Source organism: Corynebacterium kalinowskii (assembly GCF_009734385.1).
GTDB lineage: Bacteria > Actinomycetota > Actinomycetes > Mycobacteriales > Mycobacteriaceae > Corynebacterium > Corynebacterium kalinowskii.
This window is the reverse complement of the sequence record NZ_CP046452.1, coordinates 717,864-734,688: the sequence shown is the minus strand read 5'-3', so window position 1 is coordinate 734,688 and position 16,825 is coordinate 717,864. Positions and strand designations below refer to the sequence as shown.

Genomic DNA, 16,825 nt, shown 5'->3' with positions numbered 1-16,825 from the left:
CCATGTACGAAAGCATCGCTAACCAGCGGTTCTTCCGCTCCAAGCAAGCTGGAATCACCGAACTGAAACAACTAGCCACCGCCGACGTGGGTAACGCCACCTGGGCGCTTGTCGACGTCGATGGCGACCTCTACCAGCTGATCCTGTCCGGGCAACAGGATGTCTTAGATTCCCCAGAGGTGCTCGCCCACATCCAGGAGTGCTTCGATCGCGAGGAAGCTTTTGGACTGGGCGAGCTCGAAGTTCTGTCGCGACCGGTGATCCCCGCCGAGCCCCAAGTATCGGTGTCGACCGCTGAACAATCCAATTCTTCGTTGATTTTCCGAGGTGAGAAGCCTGCGATCGCGAAGCTGTTTCGCATGCTGGAACCGGGGATCAACCCGGATGTGGAGCTGCTCACGGGACTGGCTGGGCAAAAGTGCTCGTACGTTCCGGCGCTGCGCGCCTACTCCACTGTGGAGTGGGACGGCGAAACCTACGTGACCGCCATGGTCCAAGATTTCGCGGAAGGCTGCGAAGAAGGGTGGGCGCGAGCCACCGCCACCGCTGAGCCGTTTACCGAGGATGCGGCCATGATCGGCGAAGCGCTGCGCCACATCCACCACGATCTGGCGCAAGCCTTCGGCTCGGATGTCGTGCCAGCAGCGCAGGTCATCGATGGTCTCAAACGACGCATGGAATCCCTCATCTGCCAGGCTGAAGTGTTGGAAGAGTTCCGCCCTGCCATCACCGCAGTCTACGAGGAAGCCAGCGCAGGCGAGACAACCATCCAGCGTATTCACGGCGATGCTCACCTGGGACAAATCCTGCGAAGTTCCGACCGCTACTTGTTCATCGATTTCGAGGGCGAACCAGCCCGGCCACTCAGCGAGCGTCGGGGCAAGTTCTCCCCGCTCCAAGACGTGGCTGGTCTGGTGCGCTCCTTCGACTACGCCGCGCACTTCGGTGGCAGGATCGCCGACCCAGAAACGTGGGCGAAAGAATCCACCGACGTCTTTCTCGCAGCATACCGAGCCCAAGACAGCGCCCTGCTCCGCGCTCTCATCCTGGACAAGGCCCTCTATGAAGTGGTGTACGAAGCCAACAATCGCCCCGACTGGCTCCACATCCCGCTGGAGGCAGTCAAGCGCCTAGTGGGCTAACCCAGGAGCGCTGCGCGCAGCTGCTCGTGCGATAGTTGCTCTACCATCCACGGACTGAACGCAAACGGAGCGCTCTGGACTGCCGAAATCAACGCCGCCGGATCTACCCACTCGTAGGAATCCACCTCGCGATCAAACGGAGCCACCTCACTACCCGGCGCGAGTTTCGCCTGGAACACCGGGCAAATTTCCCATTCGACGATGCCGGAGGAATCGGTGGCCCGGTAGGAGAAGTCGGGAAGGACGGGGCGGACGTCGATAAGCGAGCCCGCTGGCAGGCCGAGCTCGGTGGTGGCGCGGCGCTGAATGGCGTCTTCAAAGCTCTCGCCTGGGGCGGGGTGTCCACACATGGAGTTCGTCCAAATGCCCGGCCAGGTGAGCTTGTGGAGTGAGCGCCGGGTGATCAGCAGGTGCCCTTCACTGTTGCGAACGTAGCAAGAAAAGGCCAAGTGAAGTGGGGTGTCGGTCGTGTGCACGGAAGCTTTTGGCGCCGTCCCGGTCGGCGTTCCGTCCTGAGCAACGAGGACAACCAATTCAGGGCTCACAGTCATAGCTATCCACCGTAGCTGGTGACGGCTGGGTTTGTGGCAATCGGCATGAGATTATGGAGGGTATGACACATCGCGCGACTCCACTCGAGAAATTCAACCGGATGGCTGTCCGCTCGGCGAGTACCGTGATCGCTTGCTATTCCACCAGTTTTTCGCTGGCCAGCACGCTGCTCGGCCCTGAAACACGCACCCACATCCGCAATCTGTACGCGGTGGTGCGGATCGCGGATGAAATCGTCGATGGCGTGGCCGCTGAAGCGGGGCTGAGCGGCGAGGACATCGCGGAGGTTTTGAACCGTTTTGAGGCAGACACCTGCACTGCGATAGAAAAGCAGTTCTCGCCGAATCCCGCGCTCCACGCCTTTGCTAAGACAGCACGCACCTGTCGGATTGATCCCGAGCACCTGCGAGCTTTCTTCGCATCGATGCGCGCCGATCTCACCCCTGGTGTGCACACGCCGTCGTCCCGTGAGGAATACGTCTTTGGTTCCGCCGAAGTCATTGGCCTGATGTGCCTGAGCATTTTCACCTTCAAGCAGCCACTAAATGACCGGGCGCAAGGCACGTGCTCGGTCGCGGCGCGGCACCTGGGCAAGGCGTTTCAGCTCATCAATTTCCTGCGCGACTATCACACCGACGATACCGCGCTCGGTCGGCACTACCTTGATCTCACCGAAGCATCCAAGGCGGAGCTCATCGCGGAGATCCGGGAGGATTTGAAGATCGCGCTGCTCGGCATCCCTGTGCTGCCGCTTACCGCCCGCTCTGGCGTTTACGCCTCGTACTTGCTTTTCCAAGACCTCACCGACCGCCTCGAAGCGGCAACGCTTGCCGAGATTCAAGCCGAGCGCGTCCGCGTCCCCGCCGCCCGCAAGTCCTACCTGGCCGCCCGCGCAGTGGCCCTCGCACCTCGAATGAAGGAGAACTGATGCACGCCGTCATCATCGGTGGTGGCATCGCTGGCCTTGCCACCGCGGCATTGCTTGCCGACGCCGGAGCTACCGTCACACTCATCGAAAAGAACTCCCAGCTCGGCGGCCGCGCTGGAAAGCTCGAGGTAGCTGGTTTTACTTTTGACACGGGTCCCAGCTGGTATCTCATGCCGGAGGCCTTCGATCGTTTCTTCGCCAGCCTTGGCACCAGCACTGCGGAGCAGCTTGATCTGGTGGATCTCTCCCCTGCTTACCGGGTTTTCCCCGAAGATCTCCCAGCTTTTGATATCACGACCGGCCAGGTTCCCGAGTTGTTCGAATCCTTCGAACCAGGTGCCGGGGCCAAGACAGTTAAGTACCTGGAAAAGGCATCATTTACGTACCGGGTGGCCGTGGATACATTTTTGTACACCACGTTCAGCTCGCTCGCCCCGTTCTTGACCAAGCCAGTACTAGGTAACATCGCCCTGCTCACCCAGCTTCTGACCCTCAATTTGCACCAGTGGGTCGCACGGGATTTTGCAGATCAGCGGATCCGTCAAGTGCTGGAGTACCCAGCGGTATTCCTCTCCAGCGCGCCGAAGCGCACCCCGGCGATGTATCACTTGTTGTCGCACACGGACCTCGTGGAGGGCGTGCGCTACCCGATGGGTGGCTTCTCCGAACTTATTTCCGCGATCGCTCGACTGGCCCGAGACAAGGGGGCCGAGACTCACACCGACTGCGAGGCGGTCAGCATCACAACCTCGGGTAAGCAGGTCACCGGCGTGCGCGTGCGCGAGGGTGCGCAGCTGCGCCATCTTCCCGCTGATGTCGTCGTTTCCGCGGCAGATCTCGAGCACACTGAATCGCTCTTGCCCTCGGCCCTTCGCACAGTGAAATGGAAGCGCAAAGATCCCGGCATTAGCTGCATCGTCGCGCTGCTCGGTGTGCGGGGAGATTTGCCTGAACTCACCCACCACCAATTGCTCCTCAGCAACGACTGGGATGTTGACTTCGATGCCATCGCATCCGGCGAGCTCGGCTCCTATTCCCGATCCATCTACGTGTGTAAGGCCTCAGCGACCGATCCTGGTTGCGCGCCCGAAGGCCACTCCAATGTGTTCGTGCTCATCCCGGTACCGGCGCGCGAGGACTACGGTTACGGCGGCGATCCCCGCGTCGAGCAGATCATTGATGAGGTCGTTGCGCTTATCGACGACCGCACCGGAACAACCATCGCCGACAACATCGTCGCTCGTCGCAGCATTGGCCCAAGCGACTTCCACGCCGATTTCCACGCCTGGCGCGGCAATGCGATCGGCTTAGCCCACACGTTGCAGCAGTCGGCGTTTCTGCGCGGCAGCAACTCCTCAGCCAAAGTGGACGGATTATTGTTTGCCGGTGCGACCACGGTCCCCGGCGTGGGGTTGCCGATGTGCCTGATCAGCGCGGAGAACGTACTGACTCGGTTAAGGGAGCAAGGCCTTATAGGTTGAGGTAGCCCTTAAAGACGGCATTGCCGATCTTTAGCTCAGCGTTGCTGAGGTTCCACGGCGAGGTGTTGAAGGTGTAAGAGACGATGGTGGTGGCTAGGGCGCCGAGCGGGGCGTCGAGGCCCTGGTCTTCTACTTGCATCAAGTTGACGGGGCCGCCACTTTTGAGTGTGAGCGTTGGTTCGCCCACGGCCGATTGTGGCACGGCAAATTCTTCGTTGAGATTCTTCATTTCGATGAGGAACTGAGCGCCACCGGTAGTGCCTTGCTTCACCGACATGATGCGCCACTGCACCCCTAGGCCTTCGTCTTTCACCGGCTCGGTGGGATCCTTCGCCACGATCGGCTCGACCTGCTTCGGCTGGAATTGAGGCTCCGGGGTCTTGGTCACTTCTACCTTCTCCCCATCGCCGCTCGCAGAGGCTGGCTTACCGTTGATTTTCTCTCCCACTGCGGCACACCCTGAAACAGTGAGCGACAGTGCGACGACGAGCGCGATAGCAGGGGCGTGAAGTTTCATGAATCAACCTAGCGGGTATCAACGGGCAGTTTCCCGGTACTTATGGATATTGTAGCTAGGTCACCATCTACTTTGATTGGAAAGCTGTGCGATCTTTAGCTCGAATTTTGCGAACCACCTCCGCTCTGTGGCCATTTTATGTGGGCGTGATCGTCTCCTCGGTAGTGGTCGCAGCGCTTTCTCTCGTTACTCCATTTGTTCTACGCAGCGCAACGGACACGATCGTCTCCGCAGTCAGCGGTGAGGTCACCGCAGATAGTGTGACCCGGACCATCATCTTCCTTGCGGTTGCCTTGTTCGTCGCCGAGCTTGCCAACACGACGATTCACAACATCGGCGGTTACATCGGCGATGTCATGTCCGCTCGCATGCGACAAATCCTGTCAACGCGCTACTTTGCCAAGCTACTCAGCCTGCCCCAGGGCTATTTCGACAACCAGGTCACCGGCACGATCATTGCTCGCCTCGACCGATCGATCACCTCGATTACGCAGTTCCTGCAGTCGTTCTCGAACAACTTTTTCCCTATGCTCATCACCACAGTTGCGGTGCTGGGAATTACCGGCTGGTACTACTGGCCACTTGCGTTGCTCCTGGCAGTGATCTTCCCGCTGTACATGTGGCTGACCACCCTGACTTCTAAGAAGTGGCAGCGGATTGAGGGCACGAAGAACAAAGATATTGATGCTGCAGGCGGACGCTTCGCAGAGGTGGTGGGCCAGGTCAAGGTGGTCAAGTCCTTCGTTTCGGAGCTGCGCGAGTTGGGCAGCTTTGGACGTCGATACGGCAATACCGTCACCCTCACCCGCGAGCAGTCCCGTTACTGGCACTTCATGGACTTTGCGCGTGGCGGGGCCATGAACTTCATCTTTTTCGGTATTTACCTCTTGCTGTTCTATCGCACCTTGCACGGCTTCTTCTCGCTCGGCGACCTGGTTCTGCTCCTACAGCTGATTAATATGGCCAAGCAGCCAGTGTTCATGATGAGTTTCCTGGTGGATTCGGCGCAGCGCGCGGTGGCCGGTTCCAAGGATTACTTCGAAGTCATGGAGCAGCTGCCGGAACATACCGCGAACCACCAGCTCATTGAGGCTGCCAGCACATCGGATACTCCGGAATTGCATCCGGAGCAGGCGACTCCGCTGCGCCCGGTCCCGGATAAGCCGGTCATCGCTTTCGAGGGCGTGAGCTTCGGATACACCGACGAACAGGTCATTCACGATGTCACCTTCGCCGCGCAGGCGGGCGAGCGCATTGCGCTCGTCGGTGAGTCTGGCGGCGGTAAATCGACCCTGGTCAATTTGCTGCTCGGACTCTATCGGCCGAGCGCCGGCCGAATGCTTGTGTGCGGCCGAGATGTGGACGAGCTGGACAATGCAACGCTCCGATCCTCTGTGGGCGTGGTGTTCCAGGAGGCGGCCTTGTTCTCGGGTACGGTGCGCGAGAACATCGCTTATGGCCGTCCCGGAGCGACGGAAGAAGAGATCATCGCCGCAGCCAAGCGCGCGAATGCCCACGGCTTCATCACCAAGTTCACCGACGGCTATGACACGGTGATCGGCGAGCGTGGCCTGCGTCTGTCCGGTGGACAGAAGCAGCGTGTCGCCGTGGCCCGCGCGATCTTGAAGGACGCCCCGGTGTTGGTACTCGATGAGGCCACCTCGGCCCTGGATACCAAGGCTGAGCAGGCCGTACAGAAGGGTCTGGACGAGCTGATGGTGGGCCGCACCACCATGATCATCGCGCACCGCCTCTCGACCATCGCGACCGTAGACAAGATCATCACGCTTGTCGACGGCCACGTCGACGAAATCGGATCCCCTGCCGAACTCGCGACCACCGGTGGCGTTTATGCGGAGCTTTTGGAACTAACGTCGAACAATTCGGTGGAAAACCGCAGGAAACTCCAAAAGTTCGGTCTCGAATCCTAGATTTTTTCCCATTTAGTGAGACAACGGGTTAGGATTGGGACACCGCATCATTGAACACTTTGCAGATATGGCGCAGCTACCACCCCTTGCTGCAAGATCATCAGCGAAAGAACAGGATTCTTTGAAAGGTTTCTCATGACCACTGCCGACTCTAATGCAGCTCCGTTGAGCTCGAAGTCGCGCACCACTATCGTCATCGCGACCAGCTTGATGCTGTTTTCGATGTTCTTCGGCGCCGGCAACTTGATTTTCCCGCCAATGCTCGGTGTCGAGTCCGGCGACAAGTTCTGGCCAGCCATCATTGGCTTCTGTCTCGCCGGCGTAGCCCTACCCGTTATCGGCGTGGTGGCTATCGCTCTGACGGGTAACAACGTGCAAGACCTGGCTAAGCGAGGCGGCGCGCTGTTCGGAATCCTCTTCCCAGTGCTGGTGTACTTGTCTATTGGCTGCTTCTACGCGCTGCCACGTACCGGCGTCGTGAGCTTCGAAACGGCCATCGTCCCGATCACGGGTGCCGACGGCCTCGCCGCCAACGCCATCTTCTCCATTATCTTCTTCGGTGTCTCTTTGCTGCTCGCCCTTAACCCTGCGGGCCTGGTTGACGCACTCGGCAAAGCACTGACCCCACTGCTGCTCATCCTCCTAGTTCTGCTGGTCGTACTGTCCATGCTGAACCTGAACGGCACCCCAGGCGCTGTGACCGAAGACTACGCTTCCGCTCCGATGGCACATGGCTTGGTCGTTGGCTACCTCACCATGGACTCCCTGGCCGCGCTGGCCTTCGGCATCGTCGTCGTCAACGCGCTGCGCTACAAGGGCTTCCCTGAGGGCAACGTCCTCGTCCGTGGCGTGTCCATGGCTGCCGTCATCGCCGGCGGTCTGCTCGCAGTGATCTACGTCGGCCTGGGTCTGATCGGTCAGGTGATTCCGGAGCCAACGAAGTACGAAAACGGCGCTGCCCTGCTGTCCGACGCTGCGAAGCTCACCATGGGCGAGCCAGGCATGATCGTCTTCGGCGCCATCGTCTTGCTTGCCTGCATCACGACGTCCGTCGGCCTCATCGGCGCAACCTCCGAGTTCTTCAACCACCTCGTGCCATCTATTTCCTACCGCGTATGGGCAGTCATTTTCACCGTCATCGCGACGCTGCTGTCCATTCTGGGTCTGGATGCCGTGCTGGCCATTGCTGGCCCAATCATCGGCTTCCTCTACCCACCAGCAATCGCACTGATCTTCCTGACTCTGGCCGAGCCACTTTTCGGTCGCCGCGTGAACACCGTGTTCAAGCTGGCTCTCCCAGTCGCCATCATCTGGGCCGCACTGATGAGCTTCAACACCCTGGGCTGGGGTTCCGACGTGATCGAACCGATCATCGGCTGGTCCCCAATGCACAAGATTGATCTCGGCTGGGTCGTCCCAGTTCTGATCGCCACCGTCATCGGTGCTGTTATCGACTTCACTCGTCCGAAGGAAGAGATCGTCTTCCGTGAGGACGTCGAGCCTGAGCTCCCTACGCTCTAGTTTGAACCGAAAAACCCTCGCTGCCCAGCGAGGGTTTTTTCTATGTCCAGTTACGTGGTGGAGTGGTTTCGATCACGGTGTGTCCATCACCGACGGCGCTGGGGCCACTATCGTCTGGATCATCGTCAATATCGCCCACCACGCCGAGGTCACCGGCAATAACCACGTCTCCGGCGATGATGATGCGTCCTTCTTCGTCATAGTCGTAGTGGAGCGTAGGCAGCTCGTTGCCTTCCTCGTCATAGCCAGGAGCTGGCAGCGCCTCATGAGCTTCCAGCTTTTCTGGGGTGTCGGTCTTCTCCCACTTGCGGGTGAGAACTCGGCGACGCGCAGCAGCATCATCACCCATTCCCTTAATGAGGGAATACATCATCACGAACTGCATCAAGAAAAACGGCAGTGCGACGATGATCACTACTTCCTGCAATGTGGCGATACCTGTCTCCGGGGAGACGAGCAGCAGTGCAGCCGCTACCGAGCCGATGAGCACGGCCCACAGCACGCGGTACGACGTCGGCGACTGGTTCTCTTCGCCAGTGCACATCATGTCGGTGACCATCGCCGCAGAGTCGATCGAGGTGATGAAGAAGATGATGACGATCAACAAAGCCAACGGGGCGACGATCGACGTCAGCGGGTAGGCCTCCAGGAACTTGAATAGCGCAGCTGGGACGTCGCCTTCCACGACAACAGGGGTTGTCAGGAAGCCAGGATCGGCGAACTCGAGTTCAAGGCCAGCGCGGCCAAAGATAGCAAACCAGATGATGGCGAAGATCGTCGGCAAGGCCAGCACACCGGCAATGAACTCGCGCACCGTGCGGCCACGCGAAATACGCGCCACGAACAGGCCGACGAATGGCGACCAACAAATGGTCCACGCCCAATAGAACACGGTCCACTTGCCCTGCCAACCAGGGTTCTGATCAAAGGAATCCGTCCAGAACATCATTTCCGGAAGCTCTTCGGCGTAAATGCCGAAGGCCTCCACGGAAGCACGCAGCAGCGTCAGCGTCGGCCCCGCGATCAGGACGAATACGAGGAACAGCACTGCCATGCCGATGTTGAGGTTCGACAGAATCTTGATGCCCTTATCCAAGCCAGAGGCCACAGACAAACATGCCGCGATCGTGATCACCAGCAAAATGGACAGCTGTACCCAGCTGATCTCCGGCACACCATACAGCTTGTGCAGACCGGCATTGATCTGGAGTGCGCCGAGGCCAACCGAGACGGCGATGCCGAATACGGTGCCGACGACGGCGAGGGCGTCGATAAGCTTGCCCGGCGTGGAGTAGATGCGCGCGCCGAGCAGTGGCGCGAACACGGAGGATAGGCGCGGCGGCAATTTACGCTTGTAGATGAAGTAGCCGAGGGCGAGGCCTGGCAGCACCATAATCACCCACATGTGAATGCCGAAGTGATAGTAGGTGAAGGCCATCGCCTGGCGGGCCGCCTCCTGCGTTTGAGAATCGACGTTGTTCTGCGGCACGTTGTAATAGTGATTGATCGGCTCGGCCACGCCCCAGAACATCAGGACGGCGCCAGTGCCGCCAGCGAAGAGCATTGCGAACCAAACCGGCAGGGAGTGTTCGGGCTCGTCGTCATCATCGCCGAGCTTGACTCGGCCGAAGCGGGAAACGAACACAGCGATCAGGAACAACAGGGCTAGCGAGACACCACCGATGTACATCCAGCCCAAATTGGTGAGCAAGCTACCGGCGATCGCAGTGAACGCCTCCTGTGCACGCTTTCCAAAAGCGATCGTGGCAACCACGAACACCAGGATGAAACCGGTTGCCGCCAAAAAGATCAGCGGATCTGTCTTGAGCCCCAGAAACGCTCGCTCCCGCGGGTTTTCTGGTGTGGTCTCATTGACCACCTTGATGGAATCCATGAAGAGTCTTCCTATGTGAATTTCGGACTGTATCAAAAATCGAGGTTATTACTCGATCGCTGCACAGTCCGTACTCATCCATAAGAACAACACAAGCCGTGACTCAACGGTTACGCGACAGTTATTTAGACAGAACCTATTTTTTCGACTGTCACCGACGGAAAAACTTGGAGAATTCGGTCCGCTACCTCGTACGTCTGCAAGTTCGGCCATTGAGGAAATTCCACAATATATCCGTCGAGCTTGTGATTCCCGCTCCGCGCGGTGGCAGCTGTGAGTCGCTCCGGGACATGCGCCGGAAACAGCGCCAAATACGACGCGCCATCCTTAGTGAAAACCTGCAGACAATCGAGATCTCGCAGCGCGAAATCAACACCCGTGCGAGGCAAGGTCACCTGCTCCCCCACCTTGAGCACCGTACGCCGCTTGCGTATCAGGTATCCGAGAAAGCTGAACACTGCGACCACGATGCCGCCAGCAGGAGCCGCCACCCCAAGCCCATAAAGCAGGCGAAGGGTTTCATTGGAAGTGGCTTCGAGCGACCGGTACAGGAACCATGTCAGCGGGGCGAGCACCAGGATCAGCAGGCCCAGGGCGCGGGCAGCGGGAGAACGCAGGAGGGCGCCGAAATCTGAAGTCACTCGGATGGGTTCCACGGGTGCCTAGTCTAACTTAAGGCGCAAGTTAGGGATACGGAGGATGCGCCATATAATGTTGCGTGTTAACCAACCCCTTCCTGTGAGATCGGTATAACATGCGCAAGTTACGCACCGTCCTCGCCACAGTCACTCTCAGCGCCGTTTTGGCACTGTGCGGGTGCTCGGCGGGTAGCACCGCCACTCGGGTCGGCAGGATCGCCGATGCGAACGCGGTAGTCGTCGCCACCTTCGGCCCGCCTGCTTCCCTCGACTTCACCCGGACAGCCGGCGCAGCAATCCCCGGCGCGCTCATGAAGAACGTCTACGAGGGCTTGGTGCAGATCGACGAACAAGGCGATGTCCAACCACTACTCGCCACCAGCTGGGAGCGCAGTGCCGACGGCCAGGAGTACGTCTTTCATCTGCGCGAGGGTGTCCACTTCTCCAACGGCGACCTCTTTACCGCCGACACCGCCAAGTTCTCCATCGATCGTGTCAGCTCTGACGCGTGGACCAATGGGCTGAAGTCCCAAATGTCCGTGGTGGAGAGCACTGAAGCAGTGGACCCGCACACTCTGAAAGTGCACCTGAAGCGCCCGAGCAACCAGTGGTTGTGGGCTATGGGCACCTTTGTGGGCGCGATGATGACTCCTGCGGGCGTCGAAAAGCTTGCTGAGGAGCCCATCGGTACCGGCCCTTATGAGCTGGAGCACTGGGCGGTTGGGCAGTCGCTCACTTTTTCTGCTCGTGAAGATTATTGGGGCGAGCGCCCCGCCAATGACACCGCCGCGATCCGCTACTTCTCTGACGCAGTAGGCGCAACCAACGCTTTGCAGTCCGGTGATGTGGATGTGGTCTGGGCCATGCAGAGCCCCGAGCTGTTGGATGTCCTGCGCGCCCGTGGCGACTACCAGGTCCAGGTGGGCACGACGAACGGCGAGGTGTTGCTGTCGATGAACAATCAGCGCGCCCCGTTCAACGATGTGCGAGTGCGCCAGGCCGTAATGCACGCGATTGATCGGCAAGCGGTGATCGATACGGCGTGGGATGGCTACGGCGTGGATACCGGCGGAGTTCCGGTGCCACCAACTGACCCGTGGTTTGAAAAGTCGGAGCAGTATCCGTTCGATCCGGATAAGGCTCGCGAGCTGCTCGCTGAGGCGGGCATCAACGAGGACAACAACGACGTGGTGTTTACCGTGCCATCGCTGCCCTATGCTTCGGCGATTTCTGAGCTGGTGGTGTCCCAATTGAAGGATATCGGTTTGGATGTGACCATCCAGTCGGTGGAATTCCCCGCGGTCTGGCTGTCTCAGGTGCTGAAGGGCAAGGATTACGACATGTCTCTGATCGCCCACGTCGAACCGCGCGATCTGACCACCTTGTTCAGCAAGGGCTATTACTTAGGCTTTGACGATCCGGCCACTGCAGAGCTCTTTGCTCGCGCTGACACAGGTTCCGCCGAAGAGTATCCACAGCTCATGAACCAGGCCGTAGACAACATCATGGCCAACGCCGCAGCCGATACTCTGTTCAACTTCCCGAACATTGTTGTCGCGCGACAGGGCATCACCGGCATAGAACCAGACGTGCGAACTGACGGCATCGCCCTCGCAGGATTGGGGAAGCAACCATGACCTTGAGACTCGCTCGCTTCGCGGTGCGCTACCTCACCACGTTCTTCATCGCTAGCATCATTGTCTTCCTGCTGCTGCGGGTGGTTCCTGGCGATCCTGCCGAGGTTGCGCTCGGTGTGACAGCCACCGCGGAGGCCGTGGCGGCCAAGCGTACCCAGTTGGGACTCGATCAGCCGCTGATCAATCAGTACCTCAGCTGGATGGGCGGGATCTTCCGTGGCGATTTCGGCCGGTCGCTCACCTCCGGTGCAGAGATTTCCCCGTTGGTGTGGGATCGCATGCAGGTCTCGCTCATTCTGGTGCTCACCGCAATGTTGCTTTCCCTCATCATCGCCATCCCGCTCGGCACGTGGGCCGCGCTGCGCGCCCGTTCGTGGGACGGCGTTGTCATTACTGCGGCGTCGCAACTGGGCATCGCCATCCCGTCATTCCTAGCTGCGATTCTCGCGGTATCCATCTTCTCGGTGCGGCTCGGCTGGTTCCCCGCCAATGGGTGGATCCCGCCGGGATATTCCTTCACCGGTTTCCTGTCCCGCCTGATTCTTCCCGCAGGTGCGCTAGCCGCGGTTCAAGGCGCAATCATGACGCGTTACGTGCGCAGCGCCGTGCTGGACATCTTAAAGGACGACTTCCTGCGCACTGCCCGTGCGAAGGGCTTGACCACGCTGCAAGCGCTGCGCCGACACGGGCTCCGCAACGCCGCCCTACCGGTGGCCACTGTCGCGGGCCTGCAGCTGACCTCGCTGGTGGTGGGTGCCGTGGTGATCGAGCGGGTCTTTGCCATCCCGGGGCTGGGCTCCATGCTTCTCGACGCCGTCGTCGGCCGCGATATCACCACAGTCCAAACCATCGTGATGCTGCTCGTGCTGTTTACCCTGCTGGTGAACCTTGCCGTGGACATTGCGCACACGATCATCGATCCGCGAACGAGGGCGCAATGAAACTCAATCTTTCCGGCAAGATCGGCCTGGTCATTGTTTCCTCGGTGGTGCTCGCTGCCTTGGTCTCCTTCTTCTGGACTCCTTACGATCCGATCCACGCCATGCCTGCGGATCGGTTGCAGGGCTCAAGCCTGAAGCACCTGATGGGCACGGATCGCTATGGCCGCGATGTGTTTTCGCAGATGATGGCCGGCTCGCAGATCGCGTTGCTGGTCGGCGTGGTTGCTACGGGTATCGGCGCGGCGATTGGCACCCCGCTCGGCATTATCTCTGGGATGACGCGCGGCTGGGTGGACAGCGTTGTGATGCGCATGTCCGATGTCCTGCTAGCCTTCCCAGCCCTGCTGTTGGCGATCATCACCGGCGCTATTTGGGGTTCGTCTACAGTCACGGCCATGGCCGCCATCGGCGTTGCTTCCATCCCAGCGTTCACCCGCATCACCCGCACGGGCACGATCCAGGTCATGAGCAAAGACTTCATCCTCGCCGCCCGCGACGCGAGCGTGCCGAGCTGGCTCATCGCGTTGCGCCACGTGCTGCCGAATATCGCCGGGATGCTGATCGTGCAGGCCTCCGTTTCGTTTGCCCTCGCCATCCTCGCCGAGGCTGCCCTATCGTTCCTGGGACTAGGCACTCCGCCGCCAGATCCATCATGGGGCAGGCTCTTGCAAAATGCCCAGAGCTCCCTGGCCAGCGCGCCAATGCTTGCGGTGTGGCCGGGCGCAACTATTGCGGTCACCGTGCTGGGCTTTAACTTGTTGGGCGATAGCCTGCGCGACCTCCTCGATCCGAAGTCCCGCCGATCCGTAAAGGTGGAATCCCTATGATCAGCGTGAATAACCTGTGTGTCACCACCGCCTCCGGTGCGCAATTGCTCCACAGTGTGTCCTTCGAAATAGCTGCCGGCGAGCGCGTTGGACTCATCGGCGAGTCCGGTTCCGGAAAATCCCTCACAGCATTGGCCATTATGGGCCTGCTTGACGGCAACCTCACGGCAACGGGCAGCGTCGAGTTCGATGGGCGTGAACTGCTCGGCGCTTCCGAAAAAGAGCTGGCCCGGCTGCGGGGCCACAAGATTTCCATGATCTTCCAGGAGCCGATGACCGCGCTCAATCCCCTGATGACGGTTGGGGCGCAGATCGCCGAGGTCATGACGGTGCACTCGATGGCGTCGAAAAGCGAGGCAAAGGCGGCCACCACTGACCTGCTCGCAGATGTCGGTCTCGCACCGGAGATGGCGCGGCGCTACCCGCACCAGATGTCCGGTGGGCAGCGCCAGCGGGTGCTCATTGCGATGGCGCTGGCGGGCGGCCCGGATCTGCTGCTGTGTGACGAGCCGACCACTGCGCTGGATGTGACGGTGCAGCGTCAGATCGTGGAGCTCATCATTGAGCTGGCCGAAAAACACGGCGCGGCTTTGCTGTTTATCACGCACGACCTCGGGTTGGTGAGCACGGTCAGCGAGCGGGTGTTGGTGATGCGGGATGGGCATATCGTGGAGGACGGCCCCACCGATCTCATGCTTAGCCGTCCGCAGCACGCCTATACCCGCGGGTTGCTGGCGGCCTCGGATCTGGACGCACGCGACGAAAATGGCCACCTGTATACCGTGCGTTCGGCCGCGCAGGAGAGCTACCAGCCGGGCGTTGCCTTAGCGACGCCGCATCGTCCCGAGCCCGGCGAGGAAATCGTGCGCGTCACCGATGTCAGTCGTGTGTACAAGCGCCGCTCACTGTTTGGTTCTTCGGAAACTCTGGCTGCCTCCGAAGTTTCGCTCACGCTGCGCAAGGGGCAGCGGCTGGGGATCGTGGGTGGCTCGGGCTCTGGAAAGTCGACGATTCTGCGGATCATTGCGGGATTGGATAAGCCAACGTCCGGTTCAGTCGAAGTCACGGGTCGGACCCAGATGGTATTTCAGGATCCGTTTTCTTCGTTGGATCCGCGGATGACGATCGCCGATTCGGTGTCCGAGCCGCTGCGTGGTGTGTCTCGGGCGGATCGTCTCGCGCGCGTACGGACAGTGCTGGATGAGGTGGGCATACCGGAATCAGCACTGAGCCGGTATCCGCATGAGTTCTCTGGCGGTCAGCGCCAGCGCATTTCCATCGCCCGGGCCATCACGGTGCGCCCGGATATCTTGCTCGCGGACGAACCGGTCTCCGCCCTGGATGTCTCCGTGCGCGCCATGGTGCTCAACATCCTGGAGGATTTGGTGGGCGCGCACGGAATGTCGCTCATTTTCGTCTCACACGATTTGTCGGTCGTTCGACAGGTGTGTTCCGACGTGGTCGTGATGAATCAGGGACGTGTGATTGAACGTGGCCCAGTCGAGCAGGTCTATGGGAACCCGCAGGAGGAATACACCCGAACGCTGCTGGCGGCTATCCCGCGGCTAGCTTTCGTAGATGGTCGGTAGGAGGAAGTCTGCGTCGAGAAGGTGTTCCTCCTCGACCTCAAAAATGGACGTGAGCCGTTCGAATTCTGCCTGCTGCGCGGCGGGTAATGCGAAAAACTCCATGAAACCTATCTCCTGATGGATACGAGGTGGCGGGCTCTTTCCACCAGGTTAGGCTACTTTTAGACTACAGGTGCTTCGACACGCTCCGCTGCTGCAACGGTCGGGGTCGTAGCGCCCGAACGTCGCATGAAGAAAGCGATGATTGCTCCCATGACGTTGTGGACAACGGTCGCTACAGCGCCCGGGAGAGCTGCTTCCGGCGAGAAGAATTGGCCTGCCATGCCTGTGGCAAGTCCGGAGTTCTGAGTTCCCACTTCGATCGCGGTAGTCCGGCAAGCGGCAACATTTTCCTTGAATAGCTTGGCAGCCAAGTAGCCGAGTGCGTAGCCAAGCAGGTTGTGCAGGAGCACAGCCACAAACAACATCAGGCCTGCAGAAGCAAGCTTTTCAGAGCTCTTGGCCACCGAGGGGCACACCACGGCACCGATTGCGACGATGGACAACCACGGCAGGATCGGGATAACCTTCTCCACCAGTTTTGGTACCAAGAGGTGGATGACCAGGCCGCCGATGACGGGTACGAGCACCGTTTTGACCAGGCCCATGGCCAGCCCACCAGCATTGACGTCGGTGTCTGCGCCCGCGAGCAACAGCATGAGCAGTGGCGTCATGATAGGCGACAGGAGCGTGGAGATAGAGGTCATGGCCACTGACAGCGCCACGTCTCCCTTCGCCAGGTACGCGATGACATTGGACGCGGTACCGCCGGGGACGGAACCGAGCAACAGCAGGCCGATGGCAAGCTCAGGCCCCAAGCCGAGCAGCTTGGCGACGGCCACGGCGCCCAAAGGCATCACTACGAACTGAGCAACCACTCCAATGAAAATTGGGATCGGTCGACGCGCCACCTCCTGAAAGTCAGGAATGGTGAGGGTAAGGCCCATGGAAAACATGATGATCATCAGCATCGTAGTTACATGGGGAGCCAATGGCGTGAACGCACTCGGAAAGAAGAATGCGGCAACGGCGGCGATGAGAATGACCGCGGGGAAAGCCGCGACGGCAAACGCCGCGGATTTGTCTTCTTTCGTGGGCAGGTGGGCGGTCTGGCTCATTACGGGCTCCAAATCTCACTAAGCGGATATTGGGTCCCACTCTATGAAATCTTTTCGGGTGATGCAAGCC

General features: G+C 59.9%; 15 protein-coding genes. 9 read left to right on the top strand and 6 right to left on the bottom strand.

All coding sequences use genetic code 11. The features are described 5' to 3' along the window. The first annotated feature begins 2 nt into the window (after positions 1-2). Positions 3-1,142 (top strand): trehalose synthase, encoded by a 1,140-nt coding sequence (locus CKALI_RS03460; RefSeq protein ID WP_156191975.1) that lies wholly within the window; start codon positions 3-5, stop codon positions 1,140-1,142. On the opposite strand, the gene idi is transcribed toward CKALI_RS03460, so the two are convergent. Continuing rightward, the gene (gene idi, locus CKALI_RS03455; RefSeq protein WP_156191974.1) at positions 1,139-1,693 is read right to left on the bottom strand and encodes an isopentenyl-diphosphate Delta-isomerase; all 555 of its coding nucleotides are present in this window, start codon (positions 1,691-1,693) and stop codon (positions 1,139-1,141) included. The genes CKALI_RS03460 and idi overlap by 4 nt on opposite strands. A gap of 62 nt (positions 1,694-1,755) precedes the next feature. Between idi and CKALI_RS03450 the strand changes: the two genes are divergently transcribed. Continuing rightward, the gene (locus CKALI_RS03450) at positions 1,756-2,622 is read left to right on the top strand and encodes a phytoene/squalene synthase family protein (protein WP_231580522.1); all 867 of its coding nucleotides are present in this window, start codon (positions 1,756-1,758) and stop codon (positions 2,620-2,622) included. Beyond that, positions 2,622-4,103, top strand: coding sequence for a phytoene desaturase family protein (gene crtI, locus CKALI_RS03445; protein ID WP_156191973.1), 1,482 nt, complete (start codon positions 2,622-2,624; stop codon positions 4,101-4,103). Before CKALI_RS03450 ends, crtI begins: the two co-directional genes overlap by 1 nt. Here crtI and CKALI_RS03440 read toward each other — a convergent pair. Next, positions 4,093-4,620 carry a hypothetical protein gene (locus tag CKALI_RS03440; protein ID WP_156191972.1) on the bottom strand — a complete coding sequence of 176 codons (528 nt, stop codon included), beginning with the start codon at positions 4,618-4,620 and terminating at the stop codon, positions 4,093-4,095. The genes crtI and CKALI_RS03440 overlap by 11 nt on opposite strands. 86 nt (positions 4,621-4,706) lie before the next feature. On the opposite strand from CKALI_RS03440, the gene CKALI_RS03435 reads away from it, so the two are divergent. Further along, positions 4,707-6,551, top strand: coding sequence for an ABC transporter ATP-binding protein (locus CKALI_RS03435; RefSeq protein WP_156191971.1), 1,845 nt, complete (start codon positions 4,707-4,709; stop codon positions 6,549-6,551). Between the two features lie 135 nt (positions 6,552-6,686). Continuing rightward, on the top strand, positions 6,687-8,072 hold the full coding sequence (gene brnQ, locus CKALI_RS03430) for a branched-chain amino acid transport system II carrier protein (protein ID WP_156191970.1): 1,386 nt from the start codon (positions 6,687-6,689) through the stop codon (positions 8,070-8,072). A 40-nt stretch (positions 8,073-8,112) separates the two neighbouring features. Here brnQ and CKALI_RS03425 read toward each other — a convergent pair whose 3' ends face one another. Beyond that, complete coding sequence (locus CKALI_RS03425; RefSeq protein WP_156191969.1) at positions 8,113-9,966, bottom strand: BCCT family transporter; 1,854 nt, start codon at positions 9,964-9,966, stop codon at positions 8,113-8,115. A 125-nt stretch (positions 9,967-10,091) separates the two neighbouring features. Beyond that, complete coding sequence (locus CKALI_RS03420; protein ID WP_156191968.1) at positions 10,092-10,622, bottom strand: hypothetical protein; 531 nt, start codon at positions 10,620-10,622, stop codon at positions 10,092-10,094. A gap of 98 nt (positions 10,623-10,720) precedes the next feature. On the opposite strand from CKALI_RS03420, the gene CKALI_RS03415 reads away from it, so the two are divergent. The 4 genes from CKALI_RS03415 to CKALI_RS03400 are packed head-to-tail and all read left to right on the top strand — an operon-like array spanning position 10,721 to position 15,598. Next, positions 10,721-12,241 (top strand): ABC transporter substrate-binding protein, encoded by a 1,521-nt coding sequence (locus CKALI_RS03415; protein ID WP_156191967.1) that lies wholly within the window; start codon positions 10,721-10,723, stop codon positions 12,239-12,241. After that, positions 12,238-13,182, top strand: a complete 945-nt coding sequence (locus CKALI_RS03410; protein ID WP_156191966.1) for an ABC transporter permease — start codon at positions 12,238-12,240, stop codon at positions 13,180-13,182. The genes CKALI_RS03415 and CKALI_RS03410 overlap by 4 nt, the downstream gene beginning before the upstream one ends. Then, positions 13,179-14,009 carry an ABC transporter permease gene (locus CKALI_RS03405; protein WP_156191965.1) on the top strand — a complete coding sequence of 277 codons (831 nt, stop codon included), beginning with the start codon at positions 13,179-13,181 and terminating at the stop codon, positions 14,007-14,009. The genes CKALI_RS03410 and CKALI_RS03405 overlap by 4 nt, the downstream gene beginning before the upstream one ends. Continuing rightward, positions 14,006-15,598, top strand: a complete 1,593-nt coding sequence (locus CKALI_RS03400; protein ID WP_156191964.1) for a dipeptide ABC transporter ATP-binding protein — start codon at positions 14,006-14,008, stop codon at positions 15,596-15,598. Before CKALI_RS03405 ends, CKALI_RS03400 begins: the two co-directional genes overlap by 4 nt. Here the strand turns inward: CKALI_RS03400 and CKALI_RS12290 are convergent. Together CKALI_RS12290 and CKALI_RS03395 are read right to left on the bottom strand one after the other, a co-directional pair. Beyond that, entirely contained in the window at positions 15,575-15,700 is a 126-nt protein-coding gene (locus tag CKALI_RS12290; protein WP_269076361.1) for a hypothetical protein, read from the bottom strand. The two genes, CKALI_RS03400 and CKALI_RS12290, sit on opposite strands and share 24 nt — an antisense overlap. Before the next feature lie 59 nt (positions 15,701-15,759). Beyond that, positions 15,760-16,755, bottom strand: coding sequence for a bile acid:sodium symporter family protein (locus CKALI_RS03395; RefSeq protein WP_156191963.1), 996 nt, complete (start codon positions 16,753-16,755; stop codon positions 15,760-15,762). Positions 16,756-16,825: the final 70 nt, after the last annotated feature.